General features: G+C 40.8%; 15 protein-coding genes and 1 pseudogene. All 16 read right to left on the bottom strand.

Annotated features, from left to right (window positions below; all coding sequences use genetic code 11):
• Positions 1-81 precede the first annotated feature (81 nt).
• Positions 82-870: a hypothetical protein gene (locus JG770_RS07690; protein WP_291957327.1), complete on the bottom strand. Its 789-nt coding sequence runs from the start codon at positions 868-870 to the stop codon at positions 82-84.
• Positions 871-881: 11 nt separating this feature from the next.
• On the bottom strand, positions 882-1,937 hold the full coding sequence (locus JG770_RS07685; RefSeq protein WP_291957324.1) for a hypothetical protein: 1,056 nt from the start codon (positions 1,935-1,937) through the stop codon (positions 882-884).
• Positions 1,934-2,998, bottom strand: coding sequence for a hypothetical protein (locus tag JG770_RS07680; protein ID WP_363320968.1), 1,065 nt, complete (start codon positions 2,996-2,998; stop codon positions 1,934-1,936). The genes JG770_RS07685 and JG770_RS07680 overlap by 4 nt, the downstream gene beginning before the upstream one ends.
• Positions 2,999-3,017: 19 nt before the next feature.
• A complete protein-coding gene (locus JG770_RS07675; protein ID WP_291957318.1) occupies positions 3,018-4,457 on the bottom strand; it encodes a restriction endonuclease subunit S in 1,440 nt (479 codons plus the stop codon).
• A gap of 14 nt (positions 4,458-4,471) precedes the next feature.
• A complete protein-coding gene (locus JG770_RS07670) occupies positions 4,472-6,358 on the bottom strand; it encodes an N-6 DNA methylase (protein WP_291957314.1) in 1,887 nt (628 codons plus the stop codon).
• Between the two features lie 12 nt (positions 6,359-6,370).
• Entirely contained in the window at positions 6,371-6,733 is a 363-nt protein-coding gene (locus JG770_RS07665; RefSeq protein WP_291957311.1) for a hypothetical protein, read from the bottom strand.
• A gap of 15 nt (positions 6,734-6,748) precedes the next feature.
• On the bottom strand, positions 6,749-6,979 hold the full coding sequence (locus JG770_RS07660) for a DUF2188 domain-containing protein (RefSeq protein WP_291957308.1): 231 nt from the start codon (positions 6,977-6,979) through the stop codon (positions 6,749-6,751).
• Between the two features lie 443 nt (positions 6,980-7,422).
• Positions 7,423-9,243 (bottom strand): glutamine--fructose-6-phosphate transaminase (isomerizing), encoded by a 1,821-nt coding sequence (gene glmS, locus JG770_RS07655; protein ID WP_291957305.1) that lies wholly within the window; start codon positions 9,241-9,243, stop codon positions 7,423-7,425.
• A gap of 314 nt (positions 9,244-9,557) precedes the next feature.
• On the bottom strand, positions 9,558-10,904 hold the full coding sequence (gene glmM, locus JG770_RS07650; protein WP_291957303.1) for a phosphoglucosamine mutase: 1,347 nt from the start codon (positions 10,902-10,904) through the stop codon (positions 9,558-9,560).
• Positions 10,905-11,014: 110 nt separating this feature from the next.
• Positions 11,015-11,749: a DNA repair protein RecO gene (gene recO / locus JG770_RS07645; RefSeq protein WP_291957301.1), complete on the bottom strand. Its 735-nt coding sequence runs from the start codon at positions 11,747-11,749 to the stop codon at positions 11,015-11,017.
• A 24-nt stretch (positions 11,750-11,773) separates the two neighbouring features.
• On the bottom strand, positions 11,774-11,932 hold the full coding sequence (locus JG770_RS07640) for a YqzL family protein (protein WP_291957298.1): 159 nt from the start codon (positions 11,930-11,932) through the stop codon (positions 11,774-11,776).
• 153 nt (positions 11,933-12,085) lie between these two features.
• Positions 12,086-13,681: a phosphoglycerate dehydrogenase gene (gene serA / locus JG770_RS07635; protein ID WP_291957296.1), complete on the bottom strand. Its 1,596-nt coding sequence runs from the start codon at positions 13,679-13,681 to the stop codon at positions 12,086-12,088.
• Positions 13,682-13,684: 3 nt separating this feature from the next.
• Entirely contained in the window at positions 13,685-14,833 is a 1,149-nt protein-coding gene (locus JG770_RS07630; protein WP_291957294.1) for an alanine--glyoxylate aminotransferase family protein, read from the bottom strand.
• Positions 14,834-14,944: 111 nt separating this feature from the next.
• A complete protein-coding gene (gene purB, locus JG770_RS07625; RefSeq protein ID WP_291957330.1) occupies positions 14,945-16,375 on the bottom strand; it encodes an adenylosuccinate lyase in 1,431 nt (476 codons plus the stop codon).
• Positions 16,372-17,377: pseudogene (locus tag JG770_RS07620) on the bottom strand (pyridoxal phosphate-dependent aminotransferase). Before JG770_RS07620 ends, purB begins: the two are co-directional and overlap by 4 nt.
• A gap of 100 nt (positions 17,378-17,477) precedes the next feature.
• Positions 17,478-18,314, bottom strand: coding sequence for a PHP domain-containing protein (locus JG770_RS07615; protein WP_291957289.1), 837 nt, complete (start codon positions 18,312-18,314; stop codon positions 17,478-17,480).
• Between the last annotated feature and the right edge of the window lie 173 nt (positions 18,315-18,487).

The raw sequence follows: 18,487 nt of genomic DNA, 5'->3' as shown, positions 1-18,487 counted from the left end.
TTGAGATTTTTGTTTGTTTTATATTTAAATTATCTCAGGCAGGGGTTCTTTTGTCAAAACCCATTTTAGCCTTTCAAAGCATTACAGGAATGCTCCTATAACTGTGGAGCACAAAAGAAGATAGGAAACCTCTGGATATTTCTTTCTCGGGTCTTCATGTTTTATAGCACTTGTAATTACTTGAATTGCTTCTCCATCTATTTTGTTTACCAAGTCCTTCTCTTTTTCAATTCCATACTTTGCAATTTCCCCTGCTGTTTCCAACTCATCACAGATAATAAGAAAATGCTCAATACCGAATTTCTTAATATATTCTATTCCTTTTCTGGTTAATTCATCCAACCTCTCTTTGCTTATAACCAGCTCGTCTAAATTTACTATGTCTACTTGGAGTAAATCTCCAAGGATACTTCTATCAAACCCCACAGGGGATAAGGCATCTTGAATGGCTTCCATAATCTTTCCTTGAATGCTTCCATCGGATTCTCTGCTTAAATAGAACAGCGCTGTATAAATACCGTAAGCAACCCAGTTATCTCCAATTAAATCCGGATGGCACATTTGGGAATACCTTATATACAGCGGAAGAATCTTATCTTCGAAATTCGGCTTGAAAATTCTTACTTCCTTTTGTACGCCATCTTCATTAACAATCCACCCCTTATCCATGCCCAGAGGTTCTGAAATAAGCTCGAAACCTATACGGGATTTACCTACACCCCACTTTGAAATCAGTGGGAAAATAGTTGCCATCCCTGCACTTTTCATACTCTTCGTGAAGCCTTTGAAAATTTCATAAAACTCTCTTTGTCCTACCATCGGCTGATTTAAAGGAAAATCGCTGGTACCAAAAGGTGCCCACATAGACATATCCATTCCTCCTAATCTCTAATCTCCAACTTAATTAATTGATAATCTTTTTCCCCAAGCAAGCCCCTGCCATACCTCGGTTGCCCTTGCTCATGGTCTTTAATCGTAAAATTCCCTTTGTTTATGCCTGTAATAAAGTAATGGTCAATCCATTGTTCTTCTGCCATGGTATTTTCACTGTCAATCTCCCTTTTCAATATGGAGCCCACTATTCCTATGGGGAAAAATCCCCTTGCATCTGAGTATTCTTTAATTAATTTGTGTAGGATTTCTATATCATCCATATCGGCTTCATTTACTAAACTTTCATATACATCAATACCTGCATCTTCTTTTATCTTATGTTTATCTAAGATGTACCTCCCATCTTCGCTTTCAACAATCCATCCTAAATAGTCGAATAACAGCATTGGTATTTTAAAATAAGTACTCATGGAGCCTAAAGAAGGATAATTTTTATTAACGCCTCTAAATTCTATTTCTTCCCCCTCTCCAATATTAAGTTCCTTTCTCCAGAAATCCCCTAATATTTTTGATTGATTCTCCTTCATCAAATTATTAATGTTCATTTCATCAGGCTTGCTGCTGAAAATATAAAACTTCTTGTCATTTAGGGTTATATAAGCCTTTGCAAAGCTTTCCATATATCCTTTTCCAAAATAGAGATATCCTTCATTTAACATCGCATAAGCAAATGCCCTAATTCTTATGGAATACTTTAATAATTGACTCCCCAATACCTTTTCCCATTCCTCATTATGCTTAAATCTTTCTACCAGTTCAGTGGCACCCTCTGTAAGCTCATATCCATCTTCAATTTCCTTTATAAAGTTACAACCGGCGATAATTAAAGAGTCTTTATCTTTTTCTGCACCAAAAAGGCCATATACCTCATCAGCATTAACAATTCTTCCGTTATCATCAACCTTATAGCCCAGATAATCCCTGGCTATATCTTTTTTACTGCCACAGGATATTTTAGGGGGTAAGGATTTTAAAATTTCTGCCCATCTTTCTATATTTGATGCCTTTACCCAAAATCTGTCCGTACCTATCTTGATAATCATAATGTATTCCTCAACTTCTCTATATAATCTTTGAGGGTGTTTTTAAACTTTCTGGAGCGGTTTTTTATAATAATATCCTTTGAGTATATCAGGTCTCTAAACCTTTCATTGAGGACATATTCCCCATCTTTAAAATCAATTTTCTGCTCATTCATCATATCAAAAACCACTTCGTCTACTTCAGGAGGCTTATCTGGGAAAAGGTACATATCATTTCCCATGCAAAACTCATATACAAAATCATTAAGCTCTCCTACTCTAACTTCTCTACCCTTTATATTAAAAATGTAAAAATCTAAAGGCTGGGTTATATAATAATTGGTATGGTTCGTAGGTCTTATGGATAAGCCTTCAAAGCCGGCAGTCTGGTATTCAAGTGCTACCATGGATAGTATTGTTAGAAAAGTTTTCCATGGGTAAGAAAGGACCTCTTTTACTGGCTCTTCCACTGGAACATCATTATACTCATAGGGAGTAAAAGCATATTTATTTTTATCCTTTAACTTCAAGAGGTTTACAGATGAAGTTATCATCCTGCCCTTGACCCATATTTCATTAGGGTTATTACCCATCAGTGATAACTCCATATCCTCTGTATCTTCTGCCAACTGCATGGTTTTTAGTTTTGTAAGTATTGAGGGATATTGAGGATACCCATTAAACACAGCCTGATAAAAGGACTTTACTTCTTCCGTCTCTTCCACATCTTCATCCCTAATGTTTAATATGGTTTCAGCAAATTCAGGGATGCTGTCTATAAACTCGTATAAGGCTTTGCTGTCTCCCCTCTGACCTATAATGCAAGCCTCTTCGTATATTTTTTTTAGCAGCTTAAGCAACAGAGGCGGATAGAAACAGAGAAGTGAAGATATAAAATCTTCCCTGCTTGCCTTTCCGCTGAACTTAATCCATTTTTTTGTGATAACCAACCTGTCCTCTGCAAGCCTAATAAAGTTTTGGCCTATAAGGTATTGTAAATCAGTGTTATTTTTTATTTCCCCATAGTCATATAGGCTATTTAAACTTTTCACCAATTCATTTATGTCTACCAAAGGTCTCACCTACCTTTGTCTTAAAACTCTAATTATTTGCTTTTACTTTTGACATATCAAAGTTGCCTTCTATTAGATCTTCCACATCTTGCTTGGCTTCTTGGATTAGTTGCTTGGATGTATAAAAATTCGCTAAATACTTACCTACATTCTTGCTAATCTTTTCTTGTTTTTCTATTTCAATAAAGGGAATATCAATATTAATTAAATCTTCTACTGATATACTAATTATTCCTGTTGAACCAACGACGTTCTGATAAACTAATTTTTGACCAATTTGAGTTCTTATAAATTCCATTACATATTCTGGTTTTAATTTGCAGTCATTTCTAAATCTTAGTAATGTCAGAGTTCCATCTATGGTTGATTTCTCTTTGATAGGATAATACATATCAATCTTTCCTAGAGATCCAACTCCCATGGATGCGAATAATAAATCTTTTTCTTTTAAAATCAAATTATTATTAACTTCTTTTTCACACACAAAATTCTCTTCATAACTGATAATTGAATTATTTAAATTTTTTGTTTTAATTAAAATAATTCCTTCTTCACAATTTTGGGCAAAACTCTTCCCCCTTGCACAATATTGCAAGCAATCTTTTAGTTTTAAGGTGTAATAATGCTTATTAAAGTAGTTTTTTATCTTTAATACTTTTTCATCATAATATTTTGAATCGACTCTATTCTCTAAATTAGTTGGATCTACCCAAGTATACTTATTATTTAAATCTTTAAATTTGTTTTCTAAAACACTAATATTTAATTCTTTATAAATAATTTCTTCAGCCTCTTTCTTCAACCTTTTCGCTTCTTCTCTCAGCTCTTCTGCTTTTCTAACCTTATCTCCTATATATTTTTGGATTTCAGGAGATGGGATAGGGATTTCTAATTTATTAATATATTCCTGTGTAATATGAGGTTGAGCAATACCAGATACAAAATATTTAATCTGAGCTTGAACTATTCTACTCATAAAAGCAGCGCATACATAATAATTATCTACTTTGGAGCTTAACCTGATTCTTGCCAATGTTGACCCTACACACATTTCCTCGTTTTGATACCTTGGTACAATTGCAGTAACTCCTAAAGTTCCATCTTTTGAAAAAATAATATCTCCTTGTTTTAAAATTATTTGAGGTTGCTCATATACTTTTTCTCTTTCAGCCATAACAGTATTTTCTAAATCAATAAAATTATCCTTTATATCAACAGTTCTTAGTAAATATACACCATCTTCGTTTACGTAGTTATCCGTTGTAAGTCCTTTCCACCCAATCATTGCGGTTACTTTAGCAATATCTGAAAGCTTTTTAAAATTAAAAGTATTTTTCGCCTTTCTAAAATTAAGATAATCCTGGTTATATGAATTAGCAGACAACCGTTCATCTATAATTTTGGAATCAGTCCATACAACAAATGGGTTATTGCTATGCACTCTATAGTTTATTTTATCTATAAACATCCTTAATCTCTCCTCTATTCCATATCCTCTGGCATACCCTTTTTATAAGCCTCAACAATCTTTAGTAGGTCGTTGTGGTCATCACCTAACTGTACTTCTATATTCTGTTTTACAGTAAATCCCACTTCATCTGCCACCGCCATGAACACAGGTCCTTGTTTTTCCCCTGGATGCTCCTTCTTCTTTAAGTATAACAGCGAAGTTTTCGCACCTGCTCCTGAAAGGGCAAAGGTTTCTTGAGGAAGGCTGATTACTGCTTTCAGTATTGCCTTGCCGCCTTCAAATTCACCTGTTACAGGATTTTTCTTGCCCATGATATATTCGCGGACATATTTATCCCCTGAGTTTGAAAGAATTCCATCTGGTACAACTATCATGAGCAATCCGCCTGGTTTTAGCAGCTGCAGATTTCTATCAATAAATAACACTGCCGGATCCACAGAATTTACCTCTTTCCACCTGCCTCTGCTGTCCGGTTTGGAGCCAAGGGATAAGCCATAAGGATTCATTCTGTTTTGTCCATTTTCATCTATGTCAGAAGAATAATATTTGATAATTTCAGCACCTTCAGGGTTTTCAACAGTGGTCTTTCCCTTCTTAATAGTTTTTGAAATACCAGTTTTTGAAAATGGGGGATTTGTAAGTATTGCATCGAATGTTCCCGGTTTAAGCCTTGTATTTACCAAGGAATTTCTGGTTTGGAAAATCTGGCATTTAGGTGCTCCATGAAGAGCCATATTGATTCTTGCCTTAAGAATCATCCCCGGAGAATTATCTGCACCTATAAAACTATGTTCCTTTAATTGTTCAAACAGTTCCTCGTATTGCTTCTTATCTCCTGTCAATTTATTTAAAAGATAATATTCCATTTTCTGAAGTATCTTTATTAAAAATCCTGCCGAACCACAGCACAAATCACCTATACGCAGGGTAGGTATCCCTGTTTTGGGGTCTTTAGCAATTAGTTTTGCTGCTCCGTCTTTGGTAAGGTCATGTAAAACCATTTCTGCTGCTGCTTCCGTTATCTGCCTTGGAGTAAGATAGATACCCATACCACCTTTATTCTCATACTTTCTACGAAGCAGTACATCAAAAACCCTGCCCAGCACATCCCCTGTCAAATCCCTTAAAGTAGCAGGTCTCTCTACACCATCAATTTTTATCGGCCCTAAGTCCTGGAGAGCCTTTAAAACAGCAATATAGATGTTGGGATTCTCCAGTTTTATATATTCATCCGCACTAAATATATTTGCCTTTTCCCCATTATCCAAAATAGCAACGTAATCCGCATGGTCTTTTATTTCTTTAAAGGCTTCCCTTATCTCCTGGACTGCCTTATCTTTATACTTTTCTACGTATTCGTAACTATATATTTCATTAAATAGTCTTCCTCCTACATTCCCCTTAGTTAATTTATATTCAGGATGATAAAGCCTGAAGGTTTCCAGAAATATAAGTTTACTGAATTCATCGATTACATCATTTGAATTATTTACATGGTCTTTATTTGCATAAATCATTTCATGGAGTCCATCAAATTTCTCTTGTAACTCCTGATATTTTCCTCTTGACCATTTATCCCTATCGGTAAGTTGCCTTTTGCCTATGTACAATTTGTTTTCATCTTCAAAGACCGATGGAATTTCAGAAATAGCCATTTCCTCTTCAACAAGGGCATAGGCATTACTGGTGCCGTTTGTAATCCAGGCATATGTAGAAATAGGATCTGTTACCATCGCTTCAAATGTTATGGCAGTAACTAATTCTGGCCTTAACTGTTCTTCATCTACTTTTTTTACATATACATATACATCTTTATAACTGGCTATAAAGGTAGCATCATCAATATCCTTTATTTCTTCATAACCAAGTCCTTTGATTCTATCCTTTAGTTCCTGCATAAAAACTCCTCATTAATTTTTTATTCTTATTAAAACAGCCCCATTGCTATGAAGTTTATACTTCCCGCTTTGCTCTGCAATTTTCGATATATCTTCTGCACTGACAATAATATCATTTGGCACATACTCCATTATCTTTTTTATAGGTGCCATAGGGTTATCATCCATTACTTTATCCACTATGTCCAATATAATAGTATTTAGATTATTCCCGTCAGCACTGTACAAATCCCCAGTCCTTTTGATATTACTATCCATAAGAAGAAATAGTTGTAATTGTGCTTTATTCCATTTTATCCCGGATTCTTTTAACCTTTGATACAATTCTTCAACAGACTTGGGGGTTTTCAGTTGCTCATATATTACTGCTACCAACAGCGCCCACCTCCATTAATGCTCCTTATCCTTTGGTGGACACGGGTCTTGTCCATAACTGTCCTTACTCCTAATTTTGCCGTCTCTTCCTTGGATAATCAATTCCGATTTCTGGTTTTGGACAATTTCTTTTGCTACATTTATTGCTTGTTTTTGAGTATCAGTAACTTTAGTTGCTCTTTTGTTGCCTTCACCTTTAACAGCCCATTTGCCGCCATATTTTACAACCCATTGGTTTTTACCCACATATAACACCTCTTTTAACATTTGTTTTATAATACACTTAAATAATTTATTATTTCATTTATTATTTGTTCTTCCAAAGCACTTTCCAATCTTGGAATGAAGATGTCCAAAATTCCATGGAATTTGGAGTAGCGGTTCCTGCCTTTATAGGTATATAACACCTATAAGGAACAAAATGAAAAGGAACCGTTCAACGGAAGTATATCACAATACCAATGTTTTTGGCAAGAATATTTCTTGCTCCTAAATTATGGTAATTGATTACCCTAACATCATTATCCTCAACGCCTTTAGCTTTATTACTTATTCCTATATACCATGCCAAAACAAAATTCCCGCAGCAAAACAAGATTTCTCCTGTATCTGCTACGGGGCTTTGGAACGAATTTTATTTTTATAGAGCAAAGTTTATTATCATGGGAGGAGTTTATTTGTATTATGCATTACTCCACAGTTACGCTTTTGGCCAAATTCCTCGGTTTGTCAACGTCGCACCCTTTATACAACGCCGTATAATAGGCGAATAATTGAAGCGGTATAACGCCCAGCATCGGGACAATCCACGGGCTGGTATCAGGGAGGTAGATAATATAATCGGCGACATCCTCTATCGCGGTATTGCCCTCTTGTACCACAGCCATAACTACCGCTCCCCTGGCTTTTACCTCTTTGATATTGCTGAGCATTTTGTCAAAAAGCTCAGGTTGAGTAGCCAGCGCCACCACCAACGTACCCGGTTCTATAAGGGCTATGGTGCCATGCTTTAATTCGCCGGCCGCATATGCCTCTGAATGTATATACGATATCTCCTTGAGCTTAAGCGAGCCTTCCATAGCAAGTGCGTAGTCCAATCCGCGCCCTATGAAAAATATGCTGTGTGCGGAAAAATGTTGGGCCGCATAGTGCTGGACCGTTTCTTTCCCATCCAAAATGCTCTGTGCTTTATTAGGCAGTTTGATTATATCGCTCACGATATCCTCGATGCTCTGCTGATCCATGGTTCCCCTGCGTTTAGCCATATACAATGCTATCATGGTTATAACCAACAGTTGTGTCGTATACGCTTTGGTGGAGGCTACCGCTATCTCGGGTCCGGCCCACGTATATAACACTTTATCCGCTTCGCGCGTTATGGTACTGCCCACCACATTGGCGACAGCCATGACGGTAGCGCCCCGGCGTTTAAGCTCTCGTAACGCGGCTAGCGTATCGGCCGTTTCACCCGATTGGCTTATAACGATAGCCAGATCGCCTTTTGATATTATCGGTTCTCTATATCTGAACTCCGATGCTATATCCACCTCCACCGGCAAACGCGCCATGCGTTCTATAAGGTATTTGCCCACAACGCCTGCATGATAGGCCGTACCGCAAGCCACTATAAAAAGCTTGTTTGTTTTTTCTATGTCTATGTCGTCCAAATCATGCAGGTTTATTGACAGATCTTGCGTTATCCTGGACGCCATAGTATCTCTTAAGGCTTTAGGCTGCTCGTGAATTTCTTTAAGCATAAAATGTTCGAAGCCGCCCTTTTCCGCAGCCTCAATATCCCATGTTACATGATATACATCGCGTGTTACATCGCGACCATATTCGTCTTTTATAGACACGCCATCACACGTTAAGACGGCTAGTTCTTTATCGTTCAAAAAATACACTTCCCTGGTATAAGGAAGTATAGCCGGTATATCCGATGCTATAAAATTCTCACTATCGCCGAGGCCGATTATCAACGGGCTATCTTTACGCACTGCTATAAGTTTATCAGGCTCACGCCCGCACATCACCGCCAATGCATACGAACCTTCCAAATAGGATACGGCTCGTTGCACCGCAGACAAAAGGTCATCTTCATAAAAATGATGTATGAGATGAGCTATAACCTCCGTATCGGTATCCGATATAAAAATCGCACCCTGCTCCTGAAGCCATTGCTTGATGCGCATATAATTCTCTATGATACCATTGTGCACCACAGCGATTTCTCCTGATGCATCTGTATGAGGATGCGAATTCACGTCAGACGGTTCGCCATGTGTAGCCCATCTGGTATGCCCTATACCAAGCGTACCTATAAGTTCTCGGCCGGTTAAAGCCGATTCCAATACATTCAATCGCCCTTTAGCTTTGATCACCTCTATGCTGTCGCCTTGATAGACAGCCACTCCGGCAGAATCATAACCTCTATATTCCAATCTCTTTAAGCCATTCAGCAGTATTGGTACAGCCTGTTGATGGCCTATATATCCAACTATTCCACACATATATGTTTATCCCTTTCTTTCCCAGTAAACTTTTAACTGCGCGCTTCTCATATACGCGCTAAATAAATGCATATTTATGGCATGATAATGTTTGTTAGAAATGCTGTACCTTTATTTTGGCCCGGCTCCGTTTGTAGCAAAAATCGCTCTTTGCTTTTGTGGAACCTTTGTCGGCAGCCGTATGCCGCAGGGCACCCGCCGAAAAATCGATAAACCCTGACCTCGTCAACTCAAAATGAGTTCTGGCGCTTTTATATCTGATCATATAAATAATCTCTACAAATACATCACCCCTCTCGATTATATAAATAAAATCAGGCTAGGTATTCTTCTATTATGGCGGCCAAACGCGTGGCCTCCTGCTCCAGCTCGTCTATATCAGGGCCTTCTATCATTACCCTGACCAGCGGTTCGGTACCGGACGGCCTTATTACAACCCGTCCCATGCTGTTGAACTTTTTCTCTATCCTATTTATCTCTTTAGCTATGGCACTGTATTGCAAGTACACATCTTTTTTATCATTGCTTACTTTTGCATTGACCAATACCTGAGGGAATTGCTTCATCACAGTCGATAGCTGCGCCAGGCTCTTTTTCTTCCTCACAATGACCGACAGCAACTGCAGCGCGGTTATTAAACCATCGCCGGTAGTATTATGATCCAGAAATATAACGTGGCCCGATTGTTCGCCTCCCAATGAATAACCTTCCTGCAGCATCTTCTCCAATACATAACGGTCGCCCACTGCCGTCCTCACTATATGGCATCCGGCATTTTTGAGAGCTATTTCTAAACCTATGTTGCTCATAATAGTGGCCACGACGGTATCTTTTTTTAAGGTGCCGCGTTCATGCATATCTATACCGCATATAGCCATTATCTTATCACCGTCAACCAGTACGCCGTTTTCATCTACAGCAATCAAGCGATCAGCGTCGCCATCAAAAGCCAATCCAAGATCCACCTCATTTTCCAACACATAGTCCTGCAAAGCTTTGGGATTGGTAGAGCCACAATTGCGATTTATGTTGGTACCATCCGGATCATCAAAAAAACAAATTGTTTCGGCACCGAGCTGGGACAACAAAAGCGGTGCTACTTTATAAGCGGCTCCATTAGCGCAATCGACAGCTATCTTATAGCCCTTAAGGTCTATAGGAACGGTGGATTTCAGAAAATTCACATAGTCCTCAGCGGCATTTTGTACCGTCACCCGACGTCCTACGGCATCGCCTGCGCACATAGGAATTTGCCGCGTTTGATCCGATATTATAGATTCTATGCGATCCTCCAATTCATCAGGCAATTTATAGCCGTCACGATTGAAGAACTTGATGCCGTTATATTCCATAGGATTATGTGAAGCCGATATCACTACACCTGCATCAGCTCCATAAAGCCTTGTAAGATAAGCCGCTGCCGGTGTGGGCATGACTCCCACACATAGAGCTTCGCCGCCCACGGAACAAATGCCGGCCACCAAAGCCGATTCCAGCATGTCGCCTGATACGCGCGTATCACGAGCTACTACTATACGAGGCCTTGGACTTTCCTCTGCCAGCACATATGCTCCGGCTTGGCCTAAAGAAAATGCCAAACCGCAGGTCAGTTCTGTATTAGCGACGCCTCTTACGCCATCCGTGCCAAATAGTCTTCCCATATTCGCCTCCAATGTTAGCATAGATATTTCATTTTATTTCATTATACGAGCTTAATGCCCGCATTGATACCATTATACATTATTTTGTTATATATATAAAGTACCTATTGCTATAGTTTCATGGGCACGATATGCTTGTCTATCCTGGATAAAGTATATCGATTAAAGACATCCCACAATTGCTTTTTTAAGGCATCGCTCATTTTAAGGCGATACATATCGCTTATCCTCATGGATAATATATGAGATACGGTATTTATGAAGCCTTGATTTACCGCAGTAACATCATCGCTGCTCGCAGCACAGTCCTCACATAGCACGCCTCCCGATATTGGACTGAAATACAATATCGAACCGTCTATATCGTTCTTACCGCAATTGCAGCACTGATCGAGCAATGGCCTGTACCCTATAAAATCCATGAGCTTTATGGCAAATATCAGTGTAATGGCTGAAGCATCGATATCAGGCTCGGATAGAAATTGTAGCGTTTTTAAAAGCAGGTAATACGCTCTTATATTCGGCTCCTCATCTTGTATGACTGCATCGCATAGATTTGCAGCATAAGCAGCATAAGCCAGATTATTCATGTTTTGGCGCAGTTCAAAGAATGTACATTTTATTTCGCTTTGCGTCACTGTATAAAGGTTTTTACCCTCATACAACATATAATCGGCTGAAACAAAAATCTCACTAGCCATTAGAAATCGGCTCTTAGGCCTGCGGCTGCCTTTTGCTATGGCATGAATCTTTCCCAACTCCTTAGAGAATAGAACCAGTATCCTATCGGCTTCGAGGTAATCCATATGCTTCAAAACAATTGCCTCTGTCTTTATCAGGCTCAATCAGTATTACTCCATTTCTTATTTCTAATTCATATCATTTAACGGCATATCATCTAACGGCACATCATCACGCATAGACATGTTCTTATCCTCGTCTTTTTTATTCTGTAAAGCCTTGTAAAACAAATAATAGCCTATATCTCCCGTTTCTTCAAAAAGCCTCCACAGTTGATCTATAGTCATAATATTGCCTCCCTCTTGTGGATTATATCTATAGATTTCCCATGTCCGCCAACGCATATGCCATGAAAATTTTCTCTGAATTGATTATATCATACTATGCCATAATATTCAAAAAGGCTCGATTAAAAATCGAGCCTTTCATGCCGCAAACTCTTACAAATTCAATTCCTTGGCCTTTAATACGCCATCAACCTTTTTTATGGCATCGAGCACTTCATCGCTTATATCGCTGTCAACATCGAGCACCATCAGGTTTATGCCATGCTTGGTATTTCGGCTGGCCTTCATATTGGCTATATTGATGCCATTATCGCCCAAGATCGTGCATACTTGCCCTATTATACCCGGCCTGTCGATATTTTGCACCATTAACATATGCTCTGCGGGCATAAAATCGACTTCAAACCCGTCAAAGTCAACCACCCTTGGTTCTTCTTTCCCGAAAATAGTTCCCGCGAATGTCATCATCCGCGCTTTATTTTTAATATTGACCGTTATAAGGTTAACAAAATAATCCACATGTGAATTTTTGCTTTCAATGACCTGTATGCCTCTCTCACGTATAATTTTCTCTATATTGACAAAATTGACGCGTTCATCGGTAACAGGTTGCAATAAGCCTGTCAGATACGACAGGGTTATTATCCTGGTATCCTCTTTGGATATATCGCCGCTATATACAAGTTCTATCTGTTCTGCCGGCAGGTTTTCCACTTGATAGTATATGCGGCCCATCTTCTCAGCCAAACCAAGGTACGGAGCAAGGCTCGTGGCCGCTTTCATATTGAGGCCGTGCAGGTTAACGGCTTCCACTATATTGCCTTCCAGTGCATTCAACACCTGTTGGGCTATAGCCAATCCAACATTGCGCTGCGCCTCCACAGTCGACGCACCCAGATGCGGCGTAAACACAATGTTATCCAATTCGAGCAGCGGATGGCTGAATCCTTCTCCGGCGGCACCTTCTTTGGGTTCGTTGGTGAAAACATCTATAGCCGCACCTGCTATACGTTCATCCTTAAGCGCTTGGTATAAAGCATTTTCCTCTACTATGCCGCCACGAGCGCAATTAACTATGCGCAGTTCTTTCTTAGCCATGTCAAATTCTTTTTTGCCTATAATGCCCATGGTCTCATTTGTCTTAGGAAGATGTACGGTTATAAAATCCGCCTTCTGCATAATCTCATCTATAGAATCGACCTTTTCCACTCCCATGCTTTCGAAACGCTCCTGTGGTATATAAGGGTCATAACCTATAACGTTCATGCCAAAGGCTTTGAGGCGGCTAGCCACTAAAGAACCTATGCGGCCAAGCCCCAGTACGGCAACGGTCTTATCATAAAGCTCGACACCCTTGAACTTGCTTCTCTCCCATTTGCCCGCTTTCAGGGACATATAAGCCTGGGGTATATTGCGGCATAATGCCAACAACAACGCTATCGCATGTTCGGCTGCGGATATATTATTGCTGTCCGGCGTATTGACTACTATTATACCCTTCTCGGTAGCCGCATCGACATCTATATTGTCCACGCCGGTGCCGGCTCTACCTATCACCTTAAGATTAAGCCCGCGGTTTATAAGCTCTGCATCCACTTTGGTAGCGCTTCTCACTATGAGTGCATCATATTGGCCTATGCATTCGAGCAATTGTTCCCTGGTTAAATCCAGCCTCACATCCACATCGGCCTTTTGCTTGAGTATCTGCAAACCGTTTTCTTCAATTTTTTCGGGTACCAATATGCGCATACCTCAGACACCTTCTTTCAATATCTTCTCAGCCGCCGTAACACCACTGCCTATCTGCACCGGATAGCCCGTTTCAGCCAGAGAATATTCCAAGCCTGTAAGCGTCTTTAAAAGGTCGAATTGATCTACGTATCCTACATGCCCTATACGCAATATCTGCCCTTTGAGCTTGCCCTGGCCACCCGTTATCATAATATCGTACCTGGTATTCATTATCTTTCTGACCTTCTCCACATCTATGCCCTCCGGCCCTTTAATCGATGTAATTATGTCAGATGCATGGGTTGGCTCGGCAAATAATTCAAGCCCCATGGCATTGGCCGCAGCTCTGGTCGCTTCAGCCAATTTATGGTTGCGGGCATATACCTTATCCAGACCCTCATCCAGTATCATATCGAGAGCCACGTTTGTGCCTATTATGAGAGTTACTGCAGGGGTATAAGGCGTATCGTTATCGCTCAGTTTTTCTCTGTATGCCAAGAAATCGAAATAAAATTTCGGTAACTTGGACTGCTTGACGGCATCCCATGCACGGTCGCTCAAGCTGGCAAACGATAAACCGGGAGGAACCATCAATGCCTTCTGCGAACCAGTAACCACCACATCTATTCCCCATTTATCGGTTTTAAGAGGTATACCGCCGAGAGAACTTATGGCATCGACGACAAGAAGTTGTGAACGCCCTTTTAATACTTGACCTATAGCTTCCAGATCATTGGTCACGCCGGTGGATGTTTCATTATGCGTCACTATAACAGCCTTTATTTTATCATCCTCATCCAAGCGCTTTTTAATGTCCTCGGGATCCAGCGCCTGTCCCCATGGCATTGATATAACATCCACGTCTAAGCCGTAAGCTTTGGCTATGTTGACATACCTATCGCCGAACACGCCTATCGTACCCACCAGCACCTTATCGCCCGGCGAGAACAGATTGGCGATGGAGGCTTCCATCGCGCCCGTACCAGAGCTGGCAAACGTAAGCACATCGTTTTTGGTATCAAACACCGTCTTTAGTTTCGCATTGAACTCTGTAAATATGGCCTGAAATTCTTTGGTGCGATGATGAATAATCTGCCGGCTCATAGCCTGCAATACCTTTGGCGGTATCATGGTCGGCCCCGGCGTCATCAATAATTTATCCCTTTCCATAATCGATCTGAAACTCCTCTCCTATAAATGTACACTATGTGCGCATATTTGTATCGCTGCTGAATACTTTATCTTATTGTATAACTTTGTTAAAAAGATGTCAAATATTTTTTACACTTCGATTTCGGCTTTCAATCCCAATAAAGCACCGTATTTTTCAAGTACCGGTTGAACATTTTCGTCGATAAACTCGTCGACCTGCTGCGGAGCTCGGCCTACAAAGTTTTTGGCATCCATTATGGCATCTATCTCTTGTCTAGATAAGGAAAATGCCGGGTCGGATGCTATCATATTTATAAGGTCATTGGGCTTTCCTTCCTCCTTGACCTGCCTGCCGGCTTGGACAGAGTATCGCCTTATGCGCTCATGAAGCTCCTGACGGTCGCCGCCGCGTTTTACCGCCTCCATCAATATGTATTCGGTGGCCATAAAGGGCAATTCCTCGCGTAAATGCCGCTCTATCATGGCCGGATATACCACAAGGCCGTCGGCCACATTGATATAAAGCAGCAATATGGCATCTACGGCTAGAAATGATTGCGGTATAACTATACGCCGGTTGGCAGAATCATCCAACGTGCGTTCAAGCCACTGGGTAGAAGCCGTAATGGCCGGATCCAGAGCTGCGGTCAGCACATGCCGCGCCAACGACCCGATACGTTCGCTGCGCATGGGATTGCGTTTATATGCCATAGCCGACGAGCCTATCTGTTTTTCCTCGAATGGCTCTTCTATCTCCTTAAGATGTTGCAGCAGCCTTATATCGTTGCTGAATTTGTATGCGCTTTGAGCTATGCCGCTTAAAACGTTGATCACGTTAGAATCCAGCTTTCGAGGATAGGTTTGCCCCGTAACTGCAAACGTACCTTTAAATCCCATCTTTTCTGCTATAAGTCGGTCTAGCGCTTTGACCTTTTCATGATCTCCGTCGAAAAGCGTCAGAAAGCTGGCTTGCGTTCCGGTAGTACCTTTAGCACCGCGCAATGCAATATTATCCATGATAAAATCCAGCTGGCTCAGATCCATCAGCAGGTCCTGTATCCAGAGGCATGCTCTTTTGCCAACGGTAGTAGGCTGAGCCGGCTGAAAGTGCGTAAATCCCAGTGTGGGCATATCTTTATATTTAACGGCGAAATGTGTTAAAGCATCTATACAATTTATAAGCTTGCGCTTCACAATATCAAGGCCGTCTCTCATGAGTATTATATCGGTATTATCGCCCACATAGCAGCTCGTGGCCCCGAGATGTATGATAGGCTTGGCACGTGGGCATTGGACACCATAGGCATATACATGGGCCATGACATCATGCCTTACTTCTTTTTCGCGTGCTTCGGCCACGTCATAGTTTATATCGTCCTGATGGGCTTTCATCTCGGCTATCTGTTCGTCGCTTATATCAAGGCCAAGCTCTTTTTCCGCCTCAGCCAATGCTATCCACAATTTCCGCCACGTTCTGAATTTCTTGTCATCGGAGAAATTTTGCGCCATTTCCTTACTGGCATAACGCGTTATAAGCGGATTTTCGTATATATCCCTCATTTCAGACATTGTTCTATGCGTGCCAATCCTTTCTCTATTTGTTCTATAGAAGTGGCATATGACAACCGCACAAATCGATCGTCGCCGAACGGTTCCCCGGGCACGACTGCCACATAGGCTTTGTCCAGCAACATTTGCGCGAAATCCACTGAACCCATTATATCACATCCATTTACTTTTTGTCCCGCATATTGAGATATATTCATCATGACATAGAATGCTCCGGCAGGCTTCACGCAAGACAATCCCTCTATGCCGTTGATGCGTCGGCAAATATAATCCCTGCGCTTTTTAAATTCCTCCACCATAATAGTTACCGGCTGCTGCGTTCCCTGCAATGCCGCTAAAGCAGCATACTGAGCTATAGAGTTAGGGTTGGATGTGGCCTGGCTTTGTACATTGCCTATAATAGAAGCGATTTCTTCATTTGAGGCGGAATATCCTATCCTCCATCCTGTCATGGCATATGTCTTGGATACCCCGTTTATGACTATAGTCCTTGCCTTTATATCATCGTTGAATGACGCTATGCTTACACACATCAGCCGACGTTTTAAATGCATTCGATTCATCGGCTGATACCATAACGGGTACTCCGTCGGCCAGCTTTACTAGCTCCGGATAGCTTACCCAACATGGTGCCGGCATAAGCACTTCATCCCCGGGATTTAGGATAGCATAAAATGCATTAAACAAGGCGTGTTTGGCACCATTGGATACTACTATATTAGACGGCTTATACGACAGAGCATTGTCCTTCTGCAGCTTATCCACGATAGCCTGTTTCAGCTGCGGTATACCGGTAGCCGGTGTATATTTGGTGTAACCTTTATTTATCGCATCTATTGCCGCCGCTTTTATATGTTCGGGCGTATCGAAATCCGGCTCGCCTACGCCAAAATCCACTACATCTATGCCTTCAGACTTCATTTTTTTGGCCTTGGAGCTTATAGCCAATGTAGCCGATTCGGTTATTGTTTGGGCTTTTCGTGATAAAATCATATATAATTTCTCCTTTTCTGTAATCAGAATGAATATCAGCATTGCTGTATTATTCAAATTATATCACATGAACCGCCCAATATCCATATACCCTGATTATTTATGCAGGTTTTGAACGCTTAACATGCAAATCCTTCAGTTTATACATTACTTCATCAGGCATTTTAACTACGCCGAGCGTTATATCGCCATCCACCAGTTCACCATGACAATCACTGCCACCGGTAACTATCAGCTTATAGTTATCGGCAATGGCCTTCAGATACTGCTCATCTTTAACGTTATGTTTTGTATGATATACTTCCAGGCCGTCCACGCCGCTGTCTATAGCATGGAATATAGCGCTTTTGTCTGTTAAAAGCCCCGGATGAGCCACTACTGCCACACCGCCCAATCTTCTTATATACCCTATAGCCTCTTCCGGTATCATCTTATACCGCGGCACGTAAGCCGGACTATCCTGTGATATATAATTGTTGAAGGCTTCCCCCATATCTTTTATAAGACCTAATTGAATCATAGCTCTGGCTATATGCGGTCTGCCTATAGATGCCGAACCGGCAATAGCTTGTACTAAATCCCAAGGTATATCCATACCATAATACGCCTTGAGGTTATCCAATATTCTATGCGCTCTGGTTTCCCTTATATCCTTTATATGGACAAGCAATTCTTGAAACCATTTTTGGTATATATCGATAAAGTAACCCAATATATGCATTTCTTTCCCTTTATATTCGGTATTCAGCTCTATACCTGGTATGACCGTCACACCCGCGGCAGTCCCCGCTTTCGTGGCTTCTTCTATGGCTGCGGTGGTATCGTGATCAGTTATCGCTATAAACGATAAACCGCGCCCGGCCGCTTCTTCTATTATTTCTGGCGGTGAAAGAAGGCCATCCGAAGCCGTCGTGTGAACATGTAAATCTCCTGCCATTGAATATACTCCTTTTGACATCTGTCTTCATCCAGTCATCAAACTAAAACGGTATTTTAAAAGGGATGTGCGGCATTGCACATCCCTTATTTTGCGTATTCTACAACTCTGCTCTCGCGAATTACTGTAACTTTTATTTGTCCAGGATATTCTACTTCTTTTTCTATACGTTT

Origin of the sequence: Mahella sp. (assembly GCF_020054945.1) — a bacterium.
Lineage (GTDB): Bacteria > Bacillota > Clostridia > Mahellales > Mahellaceae > Mahella.
Note: the sequence above shows the minus strand (reverse complement) of the source record. Positions and strands in the feature narration are given on the sequence as shown.

Excerpts from the sequence above, each read along its gene's own strand:
- JG770_RS07690 (WP_291957327.1), bottom strand. The coding sequence starts at position 870 with ATGTCTATGTGGGCACCTTTTGGTACCAGCGATTTTCCTTTAAATCAG.
- JG770_RS07685 (WP_291957324.1), bottom strand. The coding sequence starts at position 1,937 with ATGATTATCAAGATAGGTACGGACAGATTTTGGGTAAAGGCATCAAAT.
- JG770_RS07675 (WP_291957318.1), bottom strand. The coding sequence starts at position 4,457 with ATGTTTATAGATAAAATAAACTATAGAGTGCATAGCAATAACCCATTT.
- JG770_RS07670 (WP_291957314.1), bottom strand. The coding sequence starts at position 6,358 with ATGCAGGAACTAAAGGATAGAATCAAAGGACTTGGTTATGAAGAAATA.
- glmS (WP_291957305.1), bottom strand. The coding sequence starts at position 9,243 with ATGTGTGGAATAGTTGGATATATAGGCCATCAACAGGCTGTACCAATA.
- glmM (WP_291957303.1), bottom strand. The coding sequence starts at position 10,904 with ATGGGAAGACTATTTGGCACGGATGGCGTAAGAGGCGTCGCTAATACA.
- JG770_RS07640 (WP_291957298.1), bottom strand. The coding sequence starts at position 11,932 with ATGACTATAGATCAACTGTGGAGGCTTTTTGAAGAAACGGGAGATATA.
- serA (WP_291957296.1), bottom strand. The coding sequence starts at position 13,681 with ATGCGCATATTGGTACCCGAAAAAATTGAAGAAAACGGTTTGCAGATA.
- JG770_RS07630 (WP_291957294.1), bottom strand. The coding sequence starts at position 14,833 with ATGGAAAGGGATAAATTATTGATGACGCCGGGGCCGACCATGATACCG.
- purB (WP_291957330.1), bottom strand. The coding sequence starts at position 16,375 with ATGAGGGATATATACGAAAATCCGCTTATAACGCGTTATGCCAGTAAG.
- JG770_RS07615 (WP_291957289.1), bottom strand. The coding sequence starts at position 18,314 with ATGGCAGGAGATTTACATGTTCACACGACGGCTTCGGATGGCCTTCTT.